This window comes from Candidatus Rhodobacter oscarellae (assembly GCF_001078595.1).
Lineage (GTDB): Bacteria > Pseudomonadota > Alphaproteobacteria > Rhodobacterales > Rhodobacteraceae > Rhodobacter_B > Rhodobacter_B oscarellae.
On the sequence record NZ_LFTY01000001.1, the window covers coordinates 658,032 to 678,283 of the forward strand.

Genomic DNA, 20,252 nt, shown 5'->3' on the forward strand with positions numbered 1-20,252 from the left:
CGTTGATTCGGGCCCGCAACATCGCCCAAGCACAGCCTGAGAGGCCCCTTGATCGAACCGCGCCAAAGCGTTGCGGCGCCCGGCAGATGCGAATTGCCGTCCATCGCGGCGGCATTTTGCGCAATCCCCGATAAACCTCTGGTATATGCTTCGGTGCTAAAGGATGATTGTAACACGACGCTCACGTGGCTTTGAGCGAACGAGATCGGGATTGTGTTGTGCTCGAGCAGCCCTATCTAAATGCTGAGCCACATGAGAACGCCCGCGCTCATTGCCATCGCGGGTGCAACAGAATGGAGAGAAAACGTGACACCTCAGGCACTCCCCATACCAGCCCAACCGCCGCTGCAGCTGCGCGCGCTTTGGGCGGCCCTGATGGGCCTGGCGATCCTAATCGCGCAGTCCACCATGGCGCCGGCGCAGAGCCGCCCCGACAGCTTTGCCGACCTTGCGGAGACGATCAGCCCCTCGGTGGTGAACATCACCACGGCGACCAATGTGGCCGCCTCGACCACCCCTGAACTTAGCGTCCCCGACGGCTCGCCCTTCGAGGATTTCTTCCGCGACTTCATGGACCGCAACCAGGACAACCCGCGGCGCCCCCGGCGCTCGTCGGCCCTGGGCTCGGGCTTTGTGATCTCCGCGGACGGCTTCATCGTGACCAATAACCACGTGATCGAGGGCGCCGATGAGATCACCATCGAGTTCTTCTCGGGCGAGGAGCGGGACGCGACGCTGATCGGCCGCGACCCCAACACCGACATCGCGCTGTTGAAGGTCGAGGTCGACGCGCCGCTGGAGTTCGTGGAATTCGGCGACAGCGACGGCGCCCGCGTGGGCGACTGGGTGATGGCCATGGGCAACCCGCTGGGCCAGGGCTTCTCGGTCTCGGTGGGCATCATCTCGGCCCGCAACCGCGCGCTGAGCGGCAGCTATGACGACTACATCCAGACCGACGCGGCGATCAACCGGGGCAACTCGGGCGGCCCGCTGTTCAACATGGACGGCGACGTGATCGGCGTGAACACGGCGATCCTATCGCCGAATGGCGGCTCGATCGGCATCGGCTTCTCGATGGCCTCCAACGTGGTAACCAAGGTGGTGGACCAGCTGCAGGAGTTCGGCGAGACCCGCCGCGGCTGGCTGGGCGTGCGCATCCAGGACGTGGACGAGGACACCGCCGAAGCGCTTGGCCTGGTCAAGGCCTCCGGCGCGCTGGTCACCGACGTGCCCGATGGCCCCGCCAAGCAGGCGGGCATCGAATCCGGCGACGTGATCATGACCTTCGACGGCACCGAGGTCGAGGACACCCGCCAATTGGTGCGCGTCGTGGGCGCCACGGCCGTGGGCAAGGCGGTTGACGTGATCATCTTCCGCGGCGGCGAGGAGGTCACCCTTTCGGTGACGCTTGGGCGCCGCGAAGAGGCCGAGGGGGCGATCCCCGCCACCGCGCCCGCCGCCCCGGAGGAGCCCGTTGAGAAGGACGTGCTAGGCCTGACCGTGACCGGCATGTCCGACGAGCTGCGCCAGCAGCTGGGCCTTGCCGAAGACGCCGAGGGCCTCGTCGTGCGCGAAGTGGACGAGACCGCCCAGGCCTATGAAAAGGGCCTGCGCGCGGGCGACGTCATCACCGAGGCCGGCCAGCAGAAGGTCAACGTCGTCACCGACCTAGAGGACCGCATCGCAGAGGCGAAGGACGCGGGCCGCAAGTCCCTGCTGCTGCTGGTGCGCCGCAACGGCGAGCCGCGCTTTGTGGCCTTGACGCTGGACGGCTGAACCTAGGCCTCAGTCGAAGAATGCAGGGGGGGCGTCCGGTTCGGGCGCCCCTTCTTCTTGTCGCCCCCGGCGCCCGCGATCCAAAGCCCAAGCGCCGGGAACAGCACCAGCTCGGCGAAAAGAGACGGCGCGATCTTGGCGCTGGCCAACAGGGCAAAATCACCCGCGGATAGCCGCATCAGCCCACCCACAAACACCATCGCCGTCAGCGCCACCAGCACGCCGCGCAGCTGCTGAAACGCGATGGCCCCGGCGATCATCAGCAGCCCGACAGCGGTCCAGACCCCGGCGATGAACCGGACATGGTTGTCCTGCACCGCATAGACCCGCGCGTCTGTCGCGGCGACAAAGTTCGTGGCGCCCTGCCACCCGAGGGTGGCGATGCCGCCCAGCCCAACATTCAGGCCAAGCCAAACAATGATCGAGCCGGCTATCAGCAAGGTGGCTTTGAGTGCGGTCATGGGGATCTTCTCCGATTATTTGATATACGCGTATATTTTTATACGCGCCTTGTAAATTAAAAATTACGCGTACACATTAATTTGACTGACGACCCGCCTGACCCGCAGGAGCACCGATTGACGCAAGACGCGAAACCCAAGCGCGGCCGCCCCGTGCTGACCGCCGAGCAGCACGCGCAGACCCGCGCGCGCATCGCCGAGGCGGCGCTGCGGCTCTTCCTGGAGGAGGGCTTTCATTCCGTGTCGATGCGGCGCCTGGGTAAGGAAGTTGGCCTGACGCCGATGGCGCTCTACCGTTACTACGACAGCAAGCTTGGCATCCTGGCGAGCCTTTGGGGGCACGTGCTGGGCCTGGCCTTTCAGCGGGTCGCCCAGGCCGCGGATCCCGAACAGGCGCCAAGGGACCGGCTTCTTGCGATCAGCCAGGCCTATGTCGGGTACTGGCTGGACAATGTCGACCATTACGGCCTGGTCTTCATGAGCGCCGGAGTCAGCAACGCGGATGTGAAGGGTTTTGTGGCCCAGCCCGAGGTTCTGGCCCGCTTCCAGGTCTTTTTTGACATGGTCGCGCGATCCCGCGGCCTGCCGGCGGAGGCCGAGGGGGTCAAACGCGCGACTGACGGGCTGCTCAGCCACCTGCACGGCATTACGCACTCGTCGATCACCATGCAGGGTTACCCTTGGACCGATGCGGGCACGCTTGTGCGCGACGCGGTAGATGCCGCCGCCGAGGGGCCGGGCGCATGACGCAATGCGGGTACCGAACCGGTTTGGTATTGGATGACAGCCGCCAGGACTGGGATGCGACCGGCCCCCGGCCCATCGCCTGGTCCGCCTGGTATCCGACCGCCGCCACGGAGGCCGCCGCGCCTGGGCACCCGCTCTTCGATACGGGCCCCGTGCTGCGCGACGCCTCACCGCGCGGCGGCGCGCATCCCGTGGTGTTGCTCTCCCACGGCACCGGCGGCATAGCCGAGAGCCTCGGCTGGATCGCGCGGGAACTGGCACTGGCCGGGCATGTGGTGATCGGCGCGAACCACCACGGCAATACCGGGCTGGAGCCTTACCGCGCCGAGGGGTTCCTCTGCTGGTGGGAGCGGGCGCGCGATCTGACGCTTCTGCTGTCAGAGCTGTCCCGCGCCGGCGCGCTGGCGGGGCATCTGGACATGGGCCGGGTCGCCGCGCTGGGCTTTTCATTGGGGGGCTACAGCGCGCTGGCCCTGGCGGGCGGGCGCACCCGCATGGAGGCCTTCCAGCGCTGGGCCGACACGCAGGGCGGCGGCATGACCGGCCCGCGGGAGTTCCCGGATCTTTGGGCCCAGATGCCGCGCTTGATGCAATCCTCCGAGGTGTTCCGCCGCTCTTGGGCGGCGCATGGGGACGACTATTGCGACCCGCGCATCCGGCGCGTAGTGACCATGGCCCCGGCTCCAGGCGTGCGCGGCTTTACTCCGTCCTCGATCCGGGCGGTGACCGTTCCGGTCACGATCCTATCCGCCGGCAGTGACAGCGAGGCCCCGGTCGCGCAATGCGGCGACTGGCTCGCCGAGCAGAACCCGGGCTTTGACCACATCAACCTTGGGCCACATGTCGGCCACTACACGTTCCTCTGCCCACCGATGCCCGGCGCGGCCGAGGCGGCGCCGGATCTCTTCACGGACCACGCAAGCATCGACCGTAGAGCCGTGCACGCGCGCTGCCGCGAGCTGGTGCTGGCCGCGCTGGGCTAGCCGTTGGTCGGCCAGGCGTGGTGCTCGTCGTCGATGACGAAGGCATGGGCGTGCACCCAGGCCCCGGCGACCCGCCGCGCGCCGCGCAGATGCGGGTGGCCCGGCGGCAGGTCGTCATGGCTGTGCTCGATGGGCTCTGCGGTGTTGGGCGGCCAGACGACAAGCGCCAGGATCACGCCGCCCGCCCCGATCGCGCCCATCAAAGACATCGTGACGCCCAGCCCCAGATGGGCCCCCAGAAGCCCCGCCAGCGGATAGGCCAGCAGCCAGCAGGCGTGGCTGAGCGCGAACTGCGCGGCGAAGATCGCCGGGCGGTCCTCGGCATGCGCCGAGCGGCGCAGCAGCCGGCCCGATGGCGTCATGATGGCCGCGTTGCAGGCCCCCAGGGCGGCCCAGACCAGCAGCACCGCGCCCCAGCCCGGCCAGCCCGCCAGCAGGACCGTAAGCCCCGCCAAAAGCATCACCGCCGCCAGCCCGACCGCGCCGAGCATCATCACCACCCGGTCGCGCAGGCGATCCAGCACGCGCGGCAGGCAAAGCGCCACCAGCACCGAGCCCAGCCCGTAGGCGCCCAGCAGCACGGCCAGATCCCGCGCGCTGCCCCCGAAGGCGCCGCGCGCGACCACCACGCTCTGCACCAGCACGATGGCGCCCACCGCCGACACGGTCACGTTCAGCGCCAAGAGGCCGCGCAGCCGCGGCGTGGCCAGGTAGATGCGGCTGCCGCGGGTCACGCGCTCTAGGAAGGGCCGGTCGCGAGAGGCCGCGCGCGCCGGCAGCGCCGTGCCGAGCACCAGCCAGGCGGAGGCCAGAAAGCCAAGCACCGTGCCCGCGAACAGCCAGGACGGCGCCAGCACCGTCAGCAGCAGCGCGGCCAGGGCCGGGCTGGTGAGGTTCTCGATGTCATAGGCCAGGCGCGACAGCGACAGCGCCCGCGTATAGTCGCCCTCGTCGGGCAGCACCTCTGGGATCACCGCCTGGAACGTGGGCGAGAAGGTCGCCGAGGCGGCCTGCAGCACAAGGATCAGCACATAGATCTGCCAGGCCGCGTCGATGAACGGCAATGCCAGCGCCGCGCCCGCGCGCACCATGTCGGCGGCGATCAGCACCCGGCGGCGGTCCATGCGCGCCACCAGCGCGGTGATCAGCGGCGAGAGCCCCACATAGGCCACCATCTTGATCGTCAGCGCGATGCCCAGCACCCGCCCGGCCTGGGCGCCCGCGATGTCAAACGCCAGGAGCCCCAGCGCCACGGTCAAGAGCCCGGTTCCCACAAGCGCAATCACCTGCGCCGCAAAAAGGCGCCGAAAGATCGGGTGGCTCAGGACTTGCTGCATAACTGGCGGGCTCCAATGGCCCTAGATCAGCATAGGAGCGCCCTGCGCCGCAAGCCCTACCGGGCGCCCGCCTCCGGCCCCGGAAATCCCGTGACAGGGCGCGCGGCGGCGCGCTAGACTTGCCTCAGCTGGATCCTTTTTGACGGTGGTATTTATGGGCAAGCCAATTAAGAGCGTGACGATTGTGGGCGGCGGCACCGCCGGTTGGTTGACCGCGGCGCTGCTTCAGGCCTTCGGGCGGGCGCAGTCCAAGGACGCAAAGCCGCTGCAGATCAACGTCATCGAGAGCCCGGACATCCCCACGGTGGGCGTTGGCGAGGCGACCACCCCCGGCATCGTGCGCACGCTGCAAAACGCGGGCCTCTCGGAGAAGGAGTTCTTCAAGCGCTGCAACGCCTCGTTCAAGCTGGGCGTCAGCTTTGACGGCTGGAACGTGGACGCCAAGGGCAAGCCGATCTCTTACATCAACCCCTTCGTGAAGGCGCCCAACATTCGCGGCATCGAGATCGCCAACTACTTTGCCAAATTCGGCGCCGGCGATCAGGACTATGTCGGCAGCTATGCCATCACCAACGACCTGGTGCGGGGCCTAAAGGGCCCCCGAACGCTGGGGTCCAAGGAATACGACCAAAGCACCGGCTTCGCCTACCACCTGGACGCCGGGCGCTTCGCGGGGCTGCTGACCGAGCATTGCAAGGCCCGGGGCGTGCGGCACATCGCCGAGAACGTGCTGGAGGTCAAGCAGGACGAGAGCGGCAACATCTCTGAGCTGATCCTCGACAAGACCGGCAGCCACGCGGTCGAGCTGGTCATCGACTGCACCGGCTTCCGGGGGCTGATTATAAACCAGGTGCTGAAAGAGCCGTTCATCGACTACTCGAAATACCTGGCCAACGACCGCGCCATGGCGGTGCAGATCAAGCACAAGGACCAGACCAAGATCGAGCCGGTGACGCGCTCGACCGCACTGGGGGCCGGATGGTCCTGGCGGGTGCCGCTCTATAACCGCATCGGCACGGGCTATGTGTACTCGTCCGCCCATCGCACCGATGACGAGGCGCGCGACGAGTTCCTGGCGCATCTGGGCAACCCCGAGGGCGCCGAGCCGCGCATCATCCCGATGCGGATCGGGCGCAACCGCAACGCCTGGGTGAAGAACTGCGTGGCGATCGGCCTGTCGGGCGGGTTCATCGAGCCCCTGGAATCCACCGCGATCTACATGATCGACCTGGCCGTGCGCTGGCTGCTGACCTACTTCCCCGAGGCCGATTACGCCGACCCGCTGCGGGACCGCTACAACAAGCTGGTCGACAACCTCTATAACGAGGTGCGCGACTTCATCTGCGTGCATTACCGCCTCGGCAACCGCACGGATTCGCAGTACTGGATCGACGCGCGCGAGGAGCTGGAGCTGCCCGACGGGCTGGCCGAGAACCTAGAGCTCTGGCGCTATAACTTGCCCAGCTATTACGACGTGCCCTTCAACACGATCTTTGACGCGCAGGTCTATGCCGCGGTGCTGATGGGCAAGCAGGTCTACAAGACGGGCTATGCCAAGGGCAATATCGGCGCGGGGCTGAACCTGGACCAGAAGCTCTGGCGCGAGGCGCACAAGCAGATCCGGCAGAACAACCTGGCCCGCGCCCAGCGCGCCGCGGATCACCGGACATTGCTGGCCGAGTTACGGGGGTAACTGGAACCCGCCACAGCAGGGAACCCGCCGCCCGCGTTCATGGCGCCGCCCGGTGCGGGTGTGATGGCGACGGTGCCCCTGCCCGGCATGGCCGCGCCCAAGATCAAGGTGCAGGCCGCCGCGCCAAAGCTGGACCCGCTGGAGGATGACAGCGCGATGCTCTGAAGGGCGTCTTCGCTGCGAGGAGCCTTACCTCAGTGCCACTTCGCCACGGGCGGAAGGCTCATCAGCACCGCATTCGCGTCATGCCCCGTGGCCAGCCCGAACTTGGTGCCGCGGTCATAAACCAGGTTATACTCCGCGTAGAGCCCGCGGTGGCGAAGCTGCGCTTCGCGATCCTCCTCGGTCCACGGCTGTTCCAGTCGACGTTCGGTGATCGGCAGGAACGCGGGCAGAAAGGCCCGCCCCACGTCTTTGGTAAAGGCGAAATCCGCCTCCCAATTGCCGGTGTTGAGATCGTCATAAAAGATCCCGCCCACGCCCCGGGCGCGGCCCCGGTGCGGGATGTAGAAATACTCATCCGCCCAGTCCTTGAAGCGCGGGTAATACCCGACATCATGCCGGTCGCAATGCGCCTTCAGCACCGCATGGAAAGCATCGGTGTCCGCGTCGTATTCCAAGGCGGGGTTCAGATCGGTGCCGCCGCCGAACCACCAGGCATGCGGGGTCCAGAACATGCGCGTGTTCATATGCACCGCCGGGCAGTGCGGGTTCTGCATATGTGCGACCAGGCTGATGCCCGCCGCCCAGAACCGGGGGTCGCTGTCCATGCCGGGCACGCCCCGCGCGGCCATGGATTTCTGCGCGGCCGCGCCCAGCTCTCCGAACACGGTCGAGACGTTCACGCCGACCTTCTCGAACACCTGCCCGCCGCGCATCACGCTCATAAGGCCGCCGCCCGCGTCCGAGCCGTCATCGGCGTCGCGCTTGGTCTCGGTTACCTCGAACGCGCCGGGGGCGCCGCCGCTCTTGGTCTCTAATGCCTCAAAGGCGGCGACGATCTCGTCGCGGAGCTGGCGGAACCAGGCGGAGGCGCGGGCTTTTTCTTGGTCGAACATGGCGCCCTATGTCGCGCCACCGCGCGGCAAGGTCAATCGTCAAGCCAGATCGGATTCGACCAGGCCCGCCGCCCGGCGGCATCGATGACGGTGACCCGGATGTAGGGCGAGGCCGCGAACTTGGCCAGCGGGACTTGCGCGCGCGTCATCGACAGCCCGTGCTGGGCCTTGACCTTGTTGCCGTGCCCCTGAACCACCACCGACACCACGGCAGAGCTTTCCACCACAACCTCGGCATCGGTCACCACGATGTTGCGCAGCTCGGGGCCCTGGCTGGAATAGAACGCGCCCGCCTTGAGGCTGTCCAGCAGGGCGTCGGGGTCGTTCTCTTGCGCCTTGACCATGACCCAGCCGCCAAAGTGATCGGGCTCGGTGAAATGCGCGTCATCGGTGGCGATCAGATCCAGGCGGCGGCCCTGCTCCAGAAGCTGCTCGAGCGCGTGGAACCCATCGGGCCGGTCGGCACCGTTGGCGCAGCCGTGGTTATAGGTCTCGACCGCATGGGCGACCTGGATGGATTCGGCGTCGCGCTGCGTCAGGCCGGACCATTGCGGGTGCGCGATCGAGACATAGGCCCCGGCGGCCACGGCCCGCGCGGCCAGGCTCTGGGCGCTTTCCTTGGAATCCTTGGCAAAGAAGGTCGGCGACTCCGGCGGCTCGAAATCAAAGGGCAGCCCGTTGGCCACCAGGTGCCACAGCTCGCCATTGTCCTGCGCGCCCGCGTGCACCTCGGCGCCGATGATTGTGGTGAAATCCGGCGTGCGAAAGGGGCGCGTATCGGCAAGTGGATAGCCATATTGCCCCAGCAGGTGGTCGGTCAGCGACAGGAAGTCATAACCCTCGTCGCGGTATCGGCGGCAGACCTCTTCGGGCGCCAGCGCGCCGTCGGAGAGCGTGGAATGCGTGTGAAGGTTCCCGCGAAAAAACCGCCCCGGGGCGGCGAAGTAGTCGGTCATAATGTTCCCGCCATGTTTGCGTGACGCTTGTGTTGATCCTTAGCGCAGCACCCATCGCAGGTGAACGCAAATTCTCTGTGACAGATCCGACCGCAATCCCCCGGAATGTGGTGCCGGGGCCGACCATGGCCCGTTTGCCGACCGCCCGCCCGTGTTCTAGCCCGAAGGCGGAAATGCTCTCGCCTTGGTTAGTTTCATCAATGCCGTTTCACATGCGCCCGGGCTGGCGGGGCCGAAAGACTTGCCAAGGCGCTCATCAAATACTAGAGTTGATGTAATTTAGCTCGTCCTTTGGTAGATTACTGAATTGCAATATGAACGCGCCACAAATCCCCTCCCGAAAGAATACACGCGTTGCGCCGCATGAGCGGGTGATGTGCGACTGCTGATTTAAAAGAACCACCACTCACGTAAACTTCGGAGCGCCCTCGGGCGCTCCGCATTACTTTTCAGGTCCCTCCGGCCTATGGATGGTGATGGGCGTCTCAAACCAATGCTCCTCAAGGTTTGGACCTGCGCCGATGCGGTCGACCACCGCGAAGGTGCCGCTGCCGCTGATCGGCGCCAAGACCCCGTGCCATGTGTTGCGCAGGATGTTCACGCCCTGCCCCCGCGCCGCGAGGAACGCCTGCGGAGCGCCGGGTCGCCCGCCCGCATCCGGGGCCACGGTGACCAGATACTCCGCGCGGTCCATGGGCAGGAACGCCTGCGCGCCGTCGGGGTGCCGCTCCAGAAGCTCTAGCGCATAGGGGAACATGCGCAGCTCGGCCTGAAACAGGCTGATGCCGGCATGCCCGCCCGGGCCAAAATCCAAGCGGGCGAGGTCGTGGTACCGCCCGCACCGGCCCTGGTTTATGATCTTATCCGGGGCGCCCGCGACCTCGATGACATCCCCAAAGGGCGCAAAGCTGGTCGCCGTCAGCGGCTGGGCCACAAGGGTCATGCCAGCACCTCCGCCACCCATTGCGGCACGATCTCGGTCGCCGGACCGTGCCGTGCCGCGTCAAAGAGGCTCGCGCCCTCCGAGGGCTCCAGGTTCAGCTCCAGCGTCTGGGCGCCCGCGCCCGCCGCCACCTGCACGAAGCCCGCGGCGGGGTAGACATTGCCCGAGGTGCCGATGGACACGAAGAGATCCGCCGCCTCCAGCCGGGCGTATATCTCGTCCATCAGATAGGGCATCTCGCCGAACCAGACCACGTCGGGCCGGGTAGCCGGAGCGCCGCAGCCGGGGCAAGGGTCCGAGGGCGCCATCTGCTCCGGCGCGTCCCAGCGGTGCCCGCAGGCCGCGCAGAGGGCGCCGTTCAGCGCCCCGTGCATGTGCCAGACCTCATCGCTGCCGCCGCGCTCATGCAGGTCGTCAACGTTCTGCGTCACCAGGGTCACCCGCCCGGGATGCTCCCGTTGCAGCCGCGCCAGGGCCCGATGCGCCGCGTTGGGTGCGGCCCCTCGGCAGTTCGCCCGCCGCGCGTTGTAGAAGTCATGCACCAGGGCGGGGTCGCGCGCGAACCCCTCCGGCGTGGCCACGTCGTTCAGGTCGTATTTCGTCCAAAGCCCGTCCACATCGCGGAACGTCCCCAGCCCGCTCTCGGCCGAGACCCCCGCGCCGGTCAGGATAACGACGCTAGCCACATTGCCGCTCGGCGGCCTCGGCGTAGACCTTGTAGGCCCGCCAAAAGCGCTCGTTGCTGGGCCGGTCGGACTGGCGCACCACCTGCGCCTGATGCGGGTCGGCGTAGAACGAGGCCGCCAGCGAGATGTCCCCGCCGCGCAAGTGTTGGTTAGCCACCGCCTGCACGCAGCCGCATAAGCTGCGCGAGGCCGCCTTGCGGTCCGCCCGCAGGCAGGCCGCGTAAATCGGCCCCGTGGCGAACAGCGTGCGCGGCGTGCTGAACCGGTCGACGGAGCGATAGCCGCCCCCGCCGCAGGCCGCCAACACCAGCGCCGCGATGATAAAAAGTCCTGCCGTCCTCATGCCGTCAGCCTCCGCCGATCTCGATTGGCCTGACTTATCTACAATTTGGGTGGAAAGCGCAATTCACGATGCGGTTGATGGGGCACCGCCCCAATCCGCAGGATCGGATCTCCCCCTCCCGTCCCAGGGCAGGGGCCACACTTACAAAACGCCAAACGCTCGAAGGCCAATTCCAACGATAATCGACAACCACCCCGCCACGGTGAGCCCGCGTTTCACGATGCCAACTGTTTTGTAGGCAGGGCTCTTTTCAATCTTCTCAACAATCACTGGGTATTTGCGAACCAACTCAGCCATCTTGGATGTTCGGTAGAAGATGCGGGTGGCGGGATCAGCACCCGACAAGCGAGGTGCGCCTTCGGAAGGCGGCAAGATGGCGTCGTTTAGCAGAACCGGAATGTCCTCCGAGAAGTCTTCCGCCATCACGCCTTCAGTGAGCGCGGCATAAACCTCTTTCGCCTGATCCATTTCCTTTTTGTCGGCTTGCGGCAGTTCTTTAAGCGCTTGCTCAGCCAGGATTTTGCGGTTCTCAGCAACCTCCGGATGCGTCGCGCGAATGCCGCGCACCGCCTGTTCAACCACATCTTGGAGAACTAAGTTCTCTTCGGTCTTAGGAAGTTCTTCGGTCGTTTCGAGTTGTCTGCGCAAACCAGTCGCAACAGTCGTCAGGTTCATCTCAATCCGCTGCGGATCGTTCGCGTAACGGGTCAAGGTGCGCCGAATGTCGCGTGTCTCGCGTGATCTATCGGATAGACCATTCGACGGGTGAGCCAGACAATCCTCTAACGCATCCTCAACCTGCGACAGCGTCGCGCCGAGTAGTTCGGGCTTGGCGATGGGCTGCGGGACGGTATTGAACTTGCCGGTAACTTCGTTGAATTCGACCTTCTCGGCGAGCGGGGATTTCTCGACGAGGAAATCGGCTTTGATCTTCTCGATCTCTTCGGCGACTGCTTCGGGCCCGGCCTCCCAGACCCAAGAGCCAATTGATGCCACTTTCTTTTGTAACTCCCAATCAATTGGGGTCCCGTGCAGAACACCTTGATACCACTCCCGCCAAAACTCGAAATCATCGCCGAATTGCTCGATCATCAGATTTGTCGATTGCCCGCTTTCGACTGCCTCGGAACGCATACCGCGCCAAAGTGAATCAGAACGTTTCCCCAACGAGCGTTCGTCAGCCAAGTATTTTGACGACGCATTTGTTCCGCGTTGTACTTCGGATAACTCATGAAGAAACAAGTCGAACCCTCTTTTGATTTCCATTGAGCTGTCGAGAGAGTACCTATCCTCGAAGCCAAAATGCTTACTGAAGTAGGTTAGCGATAACTCGCCCTCGGGAATTTCCTGAATTCTAAAGGTATAATCTGCAGTTCGGTTTGAGAGCGACAATGTGTAGGGCCGTTTTTGCGGGTTTATCGGAGAGGTCAATACTCCTGCCGCAAGAGTTTCATTAGTCTGGACGAGCATGCATGTTCGGAAAGTATCAAGCGCGATCTGACTTACCATCTTTTGGTTTACTTTAACGTGTCGTGACACCGATGGTCCCAACAATCTGAGAGCAAGCCTCGCCAATAGCGCTTGCCTAGTGAATGAGTTGGTGAAGCTGAGCTTACTCATCAATCTAAAATCAAGCATAAAAATACCTATCCTTAATCCGGGATTTCGTGGGCACTGCACCCATTGATCAGCCCCCAAAACCCTTCCATACCCCCCACGATGACCGAGCTCGCGCAAATCCGCAACTTCGCGATTGTCGCCCAAATCGAACACGGGAAATCTACCCCAGCGAGATCATCGGTAGGGTGCGTGAATGCAAGCACCGTCCGACCACGCACCGCCCCTCAATGCAGCCTTGCGTGGGTCAAATACCCCTCCACCGTCTCCTCCCCCAAAGCCCGCAGCGCCTCCAGCCGGTGCAGCCCCTCCAGCAGCACGTAGCGCCCCTTGCCCGCCCGGATGCGGATCGGCACCTGCTGGCCGTTCTCCAGGATGTCCTCGGCCAGCGCCTCCACCTTGCCCGCGTCCAGCGTCTTGGCGCGCTTGGCGGGCACGTATATCTGCTCTATCGGGTAGCTCTTCTTTTCAAGCATGCGCGGGCGCTCCTATTCGGCTTGACGCCCCGCCGTCCGGGCGCGATATCCCCACCATGACCGAGCTTTCGCAAATCCGCAATTTTTCCATCGTCGCCCATATCGACCATGGCAAGTCCACCCTGGCCGACCGGCTGATCCAGTCCACCGGCACGGTGAAGGACCGCGACATGCAGGAGCAGCTGCTCGACAGCATGGATATCGAGCGCGAGCGCGGCATCACCATCAAGGCCAACACGGTGCGCATCGACTACATTGCCAATGACGGGCAGGCCTATGTGCTGAACCTGATCGACACGCCGGGCCATGTGGACTTCGCCTATGAGGTCAGCCGCTCGATGCGCGCGGTCGAGGGCTCGCTGCTGGTGGTGGACGCCACCCAGGGCGTCGAGGCGCAGACCCTGGCGAACGTGTACCAGGCCATCGACGCCGACCACGAGATCGTGCCCGTGCTCAACAAGATCGACCTGCCCGCCGCCGAGCCAGAGCGCATCGCCGAGCAGATCGAGGACGTGATCGGCATCGACGCCACGGATGCCTGCCTGATCTCCGCCAAGACCGGCATCGGCATCCCCGACGTGCTGGAGGCCATCGTCACCCGCCTGCCCGCCCCCGAGGGCACCCGCGACGCGCCGCTGAAGGCGATGCTGGTGGACAGCTGGTACGACCCCTATCTGGGCGTCGTCGTGATGATCCGCGTCATGGACGGCGTGATCAAGAAGGGCGACCGCATCCGCATGATCGCCACCAACGCGGTCTACGGGATCGACAAGCTGGCGGTGCTCAAGCCCGCGATGGTGGACATCGCAGAGCTCGGCCCCGGTGAGATCGGCGTCATCACCGCCTCCATCAAGCAGGTGCGCGACACCAAGGTGGGCGACACGATCACCCATGAGCGCAAGGGCACGGACGACCCGCTGCCGGGCTTCGCGCCCTCCGTCCCGGTGGTCTTCTGCGGGCTCTTCCCCGTCGACGCCGCCGATTTCGAGGACCTGCGCACCGCGATCGAGAAGCTCTCGCTCAACGACGCCTCCTTTAGCTCCGAGATGGAGACCTCCGCCGCGTTGGGCTTCGGCTTCCGCTGCGGCTTCCTGGGCCTGCTGCACCTGGAGGTGATCCGCGACCGCCTGGAGCGCGAGTATGACATCGAGCTGATCACCACCGCGCCCTCCGTGGTCTACCACATCTACATGCGCGACGGCACGATGACCGAGCTGCACAACCCCGCCGACATGCCCGACATGACCCATGTCGAGCACCTGGAGGAGCCGCGCATCAAGGCCACGATCATGGTGCCGGACGAGTACCTGGGCGACGTGCTCAAGCTCTGCCAGGACCGGCGCGGGATCCAGCTGGACCTGACCTACGCGGGCAGCCGCGCGATGGCGGTCTATGACCTGCCGCTGAACGAGGTGGTGTTCGACTTCTACGACCGGCTGAAATCGGTCACCAAGGGCTATGCCAGCTTCGACTACCAGATGGAGGGCTACCGCCAGGACAACCTGGTGAAGATGTCGATCCTGGTGAATGACGAGCCGGTGGACGCGCTCTCGATCATGGTGCACCGCGACCGGGCCGAGCAGCGCGGGCGGGCGATGTGCGAGAAGCTCAAGGACCTGATCCCGCGGCACATGTTCAAGATCCCGATCCAGGCCGCGATAGGGGGTAAGGTCATCGCCCGCGAGACCCTGGCCGCCCTGCGCAAGGACGTCACGGCTAAGTGCTACGGCGGCGACGCAACCCGGAAGCGCAAACTCTTGGACAAGCAGAAGGCCGGGAAGAAGAAGATGCGGCAGTTCGGGAAGGTGGAGATACCGCAGTCAGCTTTCATCAGTGCATTAAAGATGGATTCCTAGTCTGACCGCGTTTTTTTGGGGGGATGTGATGAATGGCTGACTTCGTGCTCGTAAGGAGTGTATCGAGCGACCAATAATACAACCTTTTGGCCCGTTTCGAAGTTAACGTTTGTCCTCTTACTTGTTAGGAGTGCCAATTCTCGCATTGGGTTTGGAAATTTGCCGCGGCGCACCAGTCGAGAAGCATCCAGCCAAGCTCCCTCGGATCCATCCTAATGGCATCTCTTTCTCCCAGATCAATTTAGGAGACATGGAAACATAACTCTTATCAAGGGCCTAATTTTGTGGCGAACTAGTCACATTGAGTCTGTATAAAATTTTTTTGTAACCGCTTAACATACTGTTTAAGTTTGACCAATAAACATTTGGATGCTAACTGGTTCTGAGAGATTATAAAGGTACTTCGCAATTATGCCTGACGAATCGATTTCGGATGAAGATGTATCTCGTATAGTAGATGCAATTAAAAAGGATTTAAAAGCGGGTGATTCCACTGGTAGGATGCGTGACAGAATTCTATTTTGGATGGGAAGCGCGCTATTCATCGTCATTGCATCAGTGGCCGGATACTTCGCCGTAACCACGCTCAATATTATTCGAGCAGATGCTAGTGCAGCAAGAGCGCTGTCGGCGGCCAATAAGGCTTCTTTCGAAAATTTTCCAGGGACGTTGCCGATAATGATTGACGATCACTTAGCTTCTGATTCAAGCGCCTTTTTCCAAAGATTCAAGTCTCTGAGTGAAAAATTTGCTGAACTAGAAGGCGAATTTGACGAAATGGACTCCACCCTGGCCGACGTCGAGGCTATCGAGCCGGAAAAAGTTCAGGAAATAGTAGACGGTGCGATTGAATCCGTCGGGACTTCCGTCGCAGGACTGAGGAACACGCTAGAAACGCTTGATATTAGATACGCAGGTCTGAATGAACAGCTTGCCACTGCTTCCAATATTGCGATCTCATTAGGTGAGCGCGTGGGTACGATGGAGTCTCGAGTTGAAGGTGTAGCTTCAGACTTTGAAACTCTGTCAGGAGTGCTTGATTCCGATCTAATTAGAAACTTGGATGAGATAGTAGACAGCCAAGAGTTTTCTCGTCGCTTGTCCGAGTTTTGCAGATCGATCGCTTCTCAAGAGGCAAAGCCGTTAGAAACAGTGGAGTTTTCCCAATTGGGAAACATCGCGGATTTGGTTGCGGGGCTTAAGGCCACAGGGCTTTCTAAGCAAATTCACGTGTCTTTTACATGCGATCGTGAATATTTAGTAATTGAAAATCACAACAATGTGCAAGAATCGGCTTCTTACCCGGCGGTCTTAGACTTGAAGAATGAATTGGGAGCTGAAATTGTTGAGATGAGAAGCTCAAGCTTTTGGCGCAAATGAGAATGACTTAACTGCAAGCGCGGGGTGTATGCTCACGGGTATCAGCCGCCCCAATATCTTCATCCCTGACCCGACCTCAACGCAAGGCGCATTGAGGTCTGTCACTTCTCTCACGTTTCGCCGTCACCCAGCCTCCGCCACACCTTTTTTCGCACAGACGCGATACCCAAAATCCGCTGATCTGCCCCATTCTGGACAAACAGCATCAACCCTTGTATTTCACGTTTTAGTTAATTAATATGGGCAACGCAATGACCATTGAACACACCTATCTGCTTCTCACCGCCGTTCTGACCGGGCTTCTATGGATCCCCTCTGTGATGGGGCAGGTCGCCAGCCGCGGTTTCCTGAATCCCGACAACTACGTCACCCTGCCCGAGGGCGGGCTCAGCGATTGGGCAAAGCGGGCCGATCGCGCGCACCGGCAAACGTAGGGTGGGCAATGTGCCCACCGCCCTTCGATCTCCTCAAAACCGGTTCCACTAAACCTCGCATTCACACCCTGCGCCGAACACTCCCTAAACCAACGAAAGCCCTATCACCCATCCGGCGTAGGATGCGCGCTCGCACACACCGCCCGCCCCAAAATCAACATCCCTCACCAAACCCCTAACCCACCGCGCGCAGGGGTCCGACAAAAGTCCGACCTTTTGCCGACGTTTTGCCGACGCCGTTTTCCGGCCATTTCTGGGCCGGTTGTGTGGCTTTCCGGATGGCCTGAGGGCATGATCAGGCGGCTTCTAAACTGAGGGTTTGACCTGCTTCCTCCTGGTCGATTTGGGCGAATGCTTCGACCTACATGTAGCCGCTTGCGGTCCGCCATTCGGGCGCATCTCTGCTAGCGCAATGGCGGAGTTTGGACGCAGGACTGAGTGAATTTGCCCTGTACACGAAAGGTTTAGGAATATCTGGAATCCTCTGCGCGAACACGAGATGGGGATTCTGATACATGTGTAAACAGTGGATTTATATGGTGGTCTTGCTGCTCGGGATGTCTCCGACAGACGCAACCAGCAAGACCCCGAACCATGTCTTCCAAATCACGGAAAAGATCCTGATCCACTTGACCGAAATTAATGAGCGGAACTTCTCCCAAACCAATTTTAACCCAGCAGAGAAGATCCCCGCCCTGCCGCGCCATGTGTATTTTTTGGCGCGAGAACAATGGCGTAAGGTGCAGTTGCTGCGTTTTATGAATGGTCTCGACACCTCAAGCCTGCCCGGGATCACCATCAGCGAAATCACGCCCGGCGACGTACTTAGCGTCACCGAGGCATTGCTGCAGGACATTCGGGAACTTGGCCCGGCCTATGGTCTGGCGGATCACGCGGCAAGTGCCCCCCTCCCCAGTGGGAAGAAACCGGCAGATGTCTATGAGAATCTGCTGCGGATTTCTGCGCAGCTGGATGCGCTGGGGATACCGGCGACTGTGCCCAACGATGTCTATCGGGTTGCGGACACGCTGCTCTCATCAATGGAGCGGGTCACAAGCGAGGCTGGAGTGCGCGTCAATATCGACGATGTCGCCGAGTCCAACGGTCGCTCGCCCAGCGATGTCTACAACGCGGTGCGCGATCTGTCCGAGGCGCTGGAACGCGTCACGAAGGAGAACGCGTCGCTGGCGATCAAGAACGGTGTCCTCGAAATTCCGGCAAAAAACGAGGCCGTGACGCCCTCTGACGTCATCGTCGCCCTGAATCTTGTGCTCGCCGACACGGTCTCGTTGATGGCCGTTCAGAAAACGTCCGATACATTGGAGATGGCCTCCTATTCCGGTGGGAAAACTCCATCGGATGTCTATCGCCTGGTCCGTCAGTCGCATCTTCTGATCGACAGCATGGGTTCCGGCACCCCGTCCTCTTTCTAGCCAGATTCTGGGGTGTTGCGATGATTAACCCATTCTCTAAAACTCTGAAGGCCAGCCTTCAACTGCGGCTGATGGGGCGCATTCTTGTGCTGGTCATCACGCCAATTGTCATGCTGACACTGGTGAGCATCTACACCGTAAATAACGGGGTGAAGCGTGCGGATGCATTGGTTGCCAATCAGAATACCCTTATCGAGGATTCCGGGCGGGTGACCGAAGGCAATGCAGCGATTGTGCAGGCCATATTGGAGTTGAACTCCCGGATTGTGGCCATTGGCGAATCTAGGCGGCGCGGCCTCGAGCTCGGCAAACTCGATCCGGCCAAGGAAATCATCCTGCGCGATGATGTGCAGCAATCGATCCGCGACTACCTCGGCGGCATGGTGCGGTTATCGGCAACGCTGGAACGCCTTGAGCAGAATGACGCAGAGATCGATCAGTATGTCGTCTACCTAACGGGCGCCGCGATCAGGATCGACCGCCTGTTCTCACTCTATGTCAGCGCCAACAGACGGACGCTGAACCTTGCCCAAAGCGGGGCTTATGCGGCGGCCTCAAACAATTTTAGCTTCGAGGAGATGCCACTTATCAACTCGCTCCGTCGCATGATCGACCAGACGAGTTTTCGCTTCACAGAACTGCTGCTGATCGTATCCGACACCCAAACAGCGGCCAATGAAACCTACGTAGCCTCAGTAATCGAAGAGCAAGATGCGATGGAGCTGTGGCTCTATGGCCTTCTGTTTTTCATCGCATCACTGACAATCATCGTGACGCTGATTTCGGTGCGGCGCAGCATTATTCTCCCGATCCGTGATGTTCCCGAACGCATCCGCCGTATCGACGAAGTAAGCGCGGAAAACGATGCAGAATCTGGGAAACGCCGAGATGACGAAATCGGGGACATCCTATTGTCGGTTAAGGTATTTGGAGACCGGATCAAAGCCGGGCAGAAAGAGCGGGAGTTTAAGGCGGAAGAGCGGCGGCTGAAGACGCAAGAACAAATCGAAAGCCAAACGAAGGCCGTCAAAGCCGTGGCAGCTGCGCTTAAACGCCTCGCGAAAGGCGATCTTTCCACGCGCATCGACACGCCCTTGCCCGATGGCTACGAGGCATTGCGCAGCGATTTAAACACCGCCGCGCAAAGCCTTTCCCGCTCGATTACGGAAGCGATCCGGGTTTCGGAATCTCTCAAATCCGGCATTGCCGCGATTTCCAGCTCAAGCGAAGACCTGTCCAGTCGCACAGAGGGTCAGGCCGCAACGCTTGAGCAGACGGCAACGGCGATCCACCAGCTTACCACCAGTATCGAATCCACGGCCGAAGACTCCAAAGAGATCGAGACGACCATGCAGCAGACGGCGGGCAAGGCCGATGCCGGGCAGGACATCGTCCGCGATGCGGTCGGCGCCATGGATAAGATCAAAGCCAGTAGTACCGAGGTCGAGCGCATCCTCGATGTCATCGACGACATCGCCTTCCGGACCAATCTCCTTGCCTTAAACGCTGGCGTGGAAGCTGCCCGTGCGGGGGATGCCGGACGCGGCTTCGCTGTTGTGGCGGCGGAAGTCAGATCTCTGGCGTTGCGCTGCACGGAATCGGCAACGGAGATCAAGAACCTAGTCGCGACCAGTTCCAGCGACATCGCGCAAGGCGTCGACCTCGTCAATCAATCGGGCGTGGCCTTGCAGTCGATTGCGGAGGGCGTGAAAGAAATCATCGCGAATGCGACGACGATGATGAGCGCGATATCCGAGCAATCCAGTGCAACGTCGGAGATAAACGCGGCAGCGCTTCAGCTCGACAGCGCGACCCAACGCAATGCGGCGATGGCCGAAGAGACAGCGGCGGCTTGCAAGGAAATCGACGCGGAGTCCAAAAAATTAGAGAGCGTCATTTCGTTCTTTCAGGTCGACAGCGTGCAAGACGACTTACGCGAAGACAGTTCTTCTCAACGCGTGAAAGACGTCGCATGAAACAGGCGAACGTGTTGGTTGACGCTTTTGAAGCCGAGACAATTTCGCGATATGGATTTCATGATCCAGACGATGTCGTCGATCTCTGCGTCGGAAT

The 20,252-nt window shown here is 62.1% G+C and carries 19 protein-coding genes; 10 read left to right on the forward strand and 9 right to left on the reverse strand.

Annotation, left to right across the window (positions count from 1 at the left end; translation table 11 throughout):
- Nucleotides 1-306: 306 nt before the first annotated feature.
- The gene (locus tag AIOL_RS03080) at nucleotides 307-1,776 is read left to right on the forward strand and encodes a Do family serine endopeptidase (protein ID WP_049641946.1); all 1,470 of its coding nucleotides are present in this window, start codon (nucleotides 307-309) and stop codon (nucleotides 1,774-1,776) included.
- A 2-nt stretch (nucleotides 1,777-1,778) separates the two neighbouring features.
- On the opposite strand, the gene AIOL_RS03085 is transcribed toward AIOL_RS03080, so the two are convergent.
- Entirely contained in the window at nucleotides 1,779-2,237 is a 459-nt protein-coding gene (locus AIOL_RS03085; RefSeq protein WP_049641533.1) for a DUF4345 domain-containing protein, read from the reverse strand.
- A 117-nt stretch (nucleotides 2,238-2,354) separates the two neighbouring features.
- Here AIOL_RS03085 and AIOL_RS03090 point away from each other — a divergent pair, with 117 nt between their 5' ends.
- On the forward strand, nucleotides 2,355-2,984 hold the full coding sequence (locus AIOL_RS03090; protein WP_049641534.1) for a TetR/AcrR family transcriptional regulator: 630 nt from the start codon (nucleotides 2,355-2,357) through the stop codon (nucleotides 2,982-2,984).
- The gene (locus tag AIOL_RS03095) at nucleotides 2,981-3,967 is read left to right on the forward strand and encodes an alpha/beta hydrolase family protein (protein ID WP_152912330.1); all 987 of its coding nucleotides are present in this window, start codon (nucleotides 2,981-2,983) and stop codon (nucleotides 3,965-3,967) included. Before AIOL_RS03090 ends, AIOL_RS03095 begins: the two co-directional genes overlap by 4 nt.
- Here the strand turns inward: AIOL_RS03095 and AIOL_RS03100 are convergent.
- Nucleotides 3,964-5,304, reverse strand: a complete 1,341-nt coding sequence (locus AIOL_RS03100) for an MFS transporter (RefSeq protein ID WP_049641536.1) — start codon at nucleotides 5,302-5,304, stop codon at nucleotides 3,964-3,966. The two genes, AIOL_RS03095 and AIOL_RS03100, sit on opposite strands and share 4 nt — an antisense overlap.
- A 154-nt stretch (nucleotides 5,305-5,458) precedes the next feature.
- Here AIOL_RS03100 and AIOL_RS03105 point away from each other — a divergent pair, with 154 nt between their 5' ends.
- Nucleotides 5,459-6,997, forward strand: coding sequence for a tryptophan halogenase family protein (locus AIOL_RS03105; RefSeq protein ID WP_049641947.1), 1,539 nt, complete (start codon nucleotides 5,459-5,461; stop codon nucleotides 6,995-6,997).
- Nucleotides 6,998-7,036: 39 nt separating this feature from the next.
- Nucleotides 7,037-7,162, forward strand: coding sequence for a hypothetical protein (locus AIOL_RS26085; RefSeq protein ID WP_268760174.1), 126 nt, complete (start codon nucleotides 7,037-7,039; stop codon nucleotides 7,160-7,162).
- Nucleotides 7,163-7,191: 29 nt separating this feature from the next.
- Here AIOL_RS26085 and hemF read toward each other — a convergent pair whose 3' ends face one another.
- From hemF to AIOL_RS03140, 7 genes are all read right to left on the reverse strand, one after another.
- The gene (hemF, locus tag AIOL_RS03110; protein WP_049641537.1) at nucleotides 7,192-8,055 is read right to left on the reverse strand and encodes an oxygen-dependent coproporphyrinogen oxidase; all 864 of its coding nucleotides are present in this window, start codon (nucleotides 8,053-8,055) and stop codon (nucleotides 7,192-7,194) included.
- Nucleotides 8,056-8,087: 32 nt separating this feature from the next.
- On the reverse strand, nucleotides 8,088-9,011 hold the full coding sequence (locus tag AIOL_RS03115) for a PHP domain-containing protein (RefSeq protein WP_049641538.1): 924 nt from the start codon (nucleotides 9,009-9,011) through the stop codon (nucleotides 8,088-8,090).
- A 442-nt stretch (nucleotides 9,012-9,453) separates the two neighbouring features.
- Entirely contained in the window at nucleotides 9,454-9,954 is a 501-nt protein-coding gene (locus AIOL_RS03120; protein WP_049641539.1) for an ureidoglycolate lyase, read from the reverse strand.
- The gene (locus AIOL_RS03125; protein ID WP_049641540.1) at nucleotides 9,951-10,640 is read right to left on the reverse strand and encodes an NAD-dependent deacylase; all 690 of its coding nucleotides are present in this window, start codon (nucleotides 10,638-10,640) and stop codon (nucleotides 9,951-9,953) included. The genes AIOL_RS03120 and AIOL_RS03125 overlap by 4 nt, the downstream gene beginning before the upstream one ends.
- A complete protein-coding gene (locus AIOL_RS03130) occupies nucleotides 10,633-10,983 on the reverse strand; it encodes a hypothetical protein (protein ID WP_049641541.1) in 351 nt (116 codons plus the stop codon). The genes AIOL_RS03125 and AIOL_RS03130 overlap by 8 nt, the downstream gene beginning before the upstream one ends.
- Before the next feature lie 141 nt (nucleotides 10,984-11,124).
- Nucleotides 11,125-12,492 (reverse strand): hypothetical protein, encoded by a 1,368-nt coding sequence (locus AIOL_RS03135; protein WP_235438851.1) that lies wholly within the window; start codon nucleotides 12,490-12,492, stop codon nucleotides 11,125-11,127.
- Between the two features lie 335 nt (nucleotides 12,493-12,827).
- A complete protein-coding gene (locus AIOL_RS03140) occupies nucleotides 12,828-13,076 on the reverse strand; it encodes a ParB N-terminal domain-containing protein (protein ID WP_049641543.1) in 249 nt (82 codons plus the stop codon).
- A gap of 56 nt (nucleotides 13,077-13,132) precedes the next feature.
- On the opposite strand from AIOL_RS03140, the gene lepA reads away from it, so the two are divergent.
- The 5 genes from lepA (at nucleotide 13,133) to AIOL_RS03165 (ending at nucleotide 20,155) form a co-directional block, all read left to right on the forward strand.
- On the forward strand, nucleotides 13,133-14,932 hold the full coding sequence (gene lepA, locus AIOL_RS03145; protein ID WP_049641544.1) for a translation elongation factor 4: 1,800 nt from the start codon (nucleotides 13,133-13,135) through the stop codon (nucleotides 14,930-14,932).
- Nucleotides 14,933-15,343: 411 nt separating this feature from the next.
- Nucleotides 15,344-16,312 (forward strand): hypothetical protein, encoded by a 969-nt coding sequence (locus tag AIOL_RS03150; protein ID WP_152912332.1) that lies wholly within the window; start codon nucleotides 15,344-15,346, stop codon nucleotides 16,310-16,312.
- Between the two features lie 251 nt (nucleotides 16,313-16,563).
- Nucleotides 16,564-16,746: a hypothetical protein gene (locus AIOL_RS03155; protein ID WP_152912333.1), complete on the forward strand. Its 183-nt coding sequence runs from the start codon at nucleotides 16,564-16,566 to the stop codon at nucleotides 16,744-16,746.
- 515 nt (nucleotides 16,747-17,261) lie between these two features.
- Nucleotides 17,262-18,179, forward strand: coding sequence for a hypothetical protein (locus AIOL_RS03160; protein ID WP_152912334.1), 918 nt, complete (start codon nucleotides 17,262-17,264; stop codon nucleotides 18,177-18,179).
- A 20-nt stretch (nucleotides 18,180-18,199) separates the two neighbouring features.
- Complete coding sequence (locus AIOL_RS03165) at nucleotides 18,200-20,155, forward strand: methyl-accepting chemotaxis protein (RefSeq protein WP_049641548.1); 1,956 nt, start codon at nucleotides 18,200-18,202, stop codon at nucleotides 20,153-20,155.
- The last annotated feature ends 97 nt before the right edge of the window (nucleotides 20,156-20,252 follow it).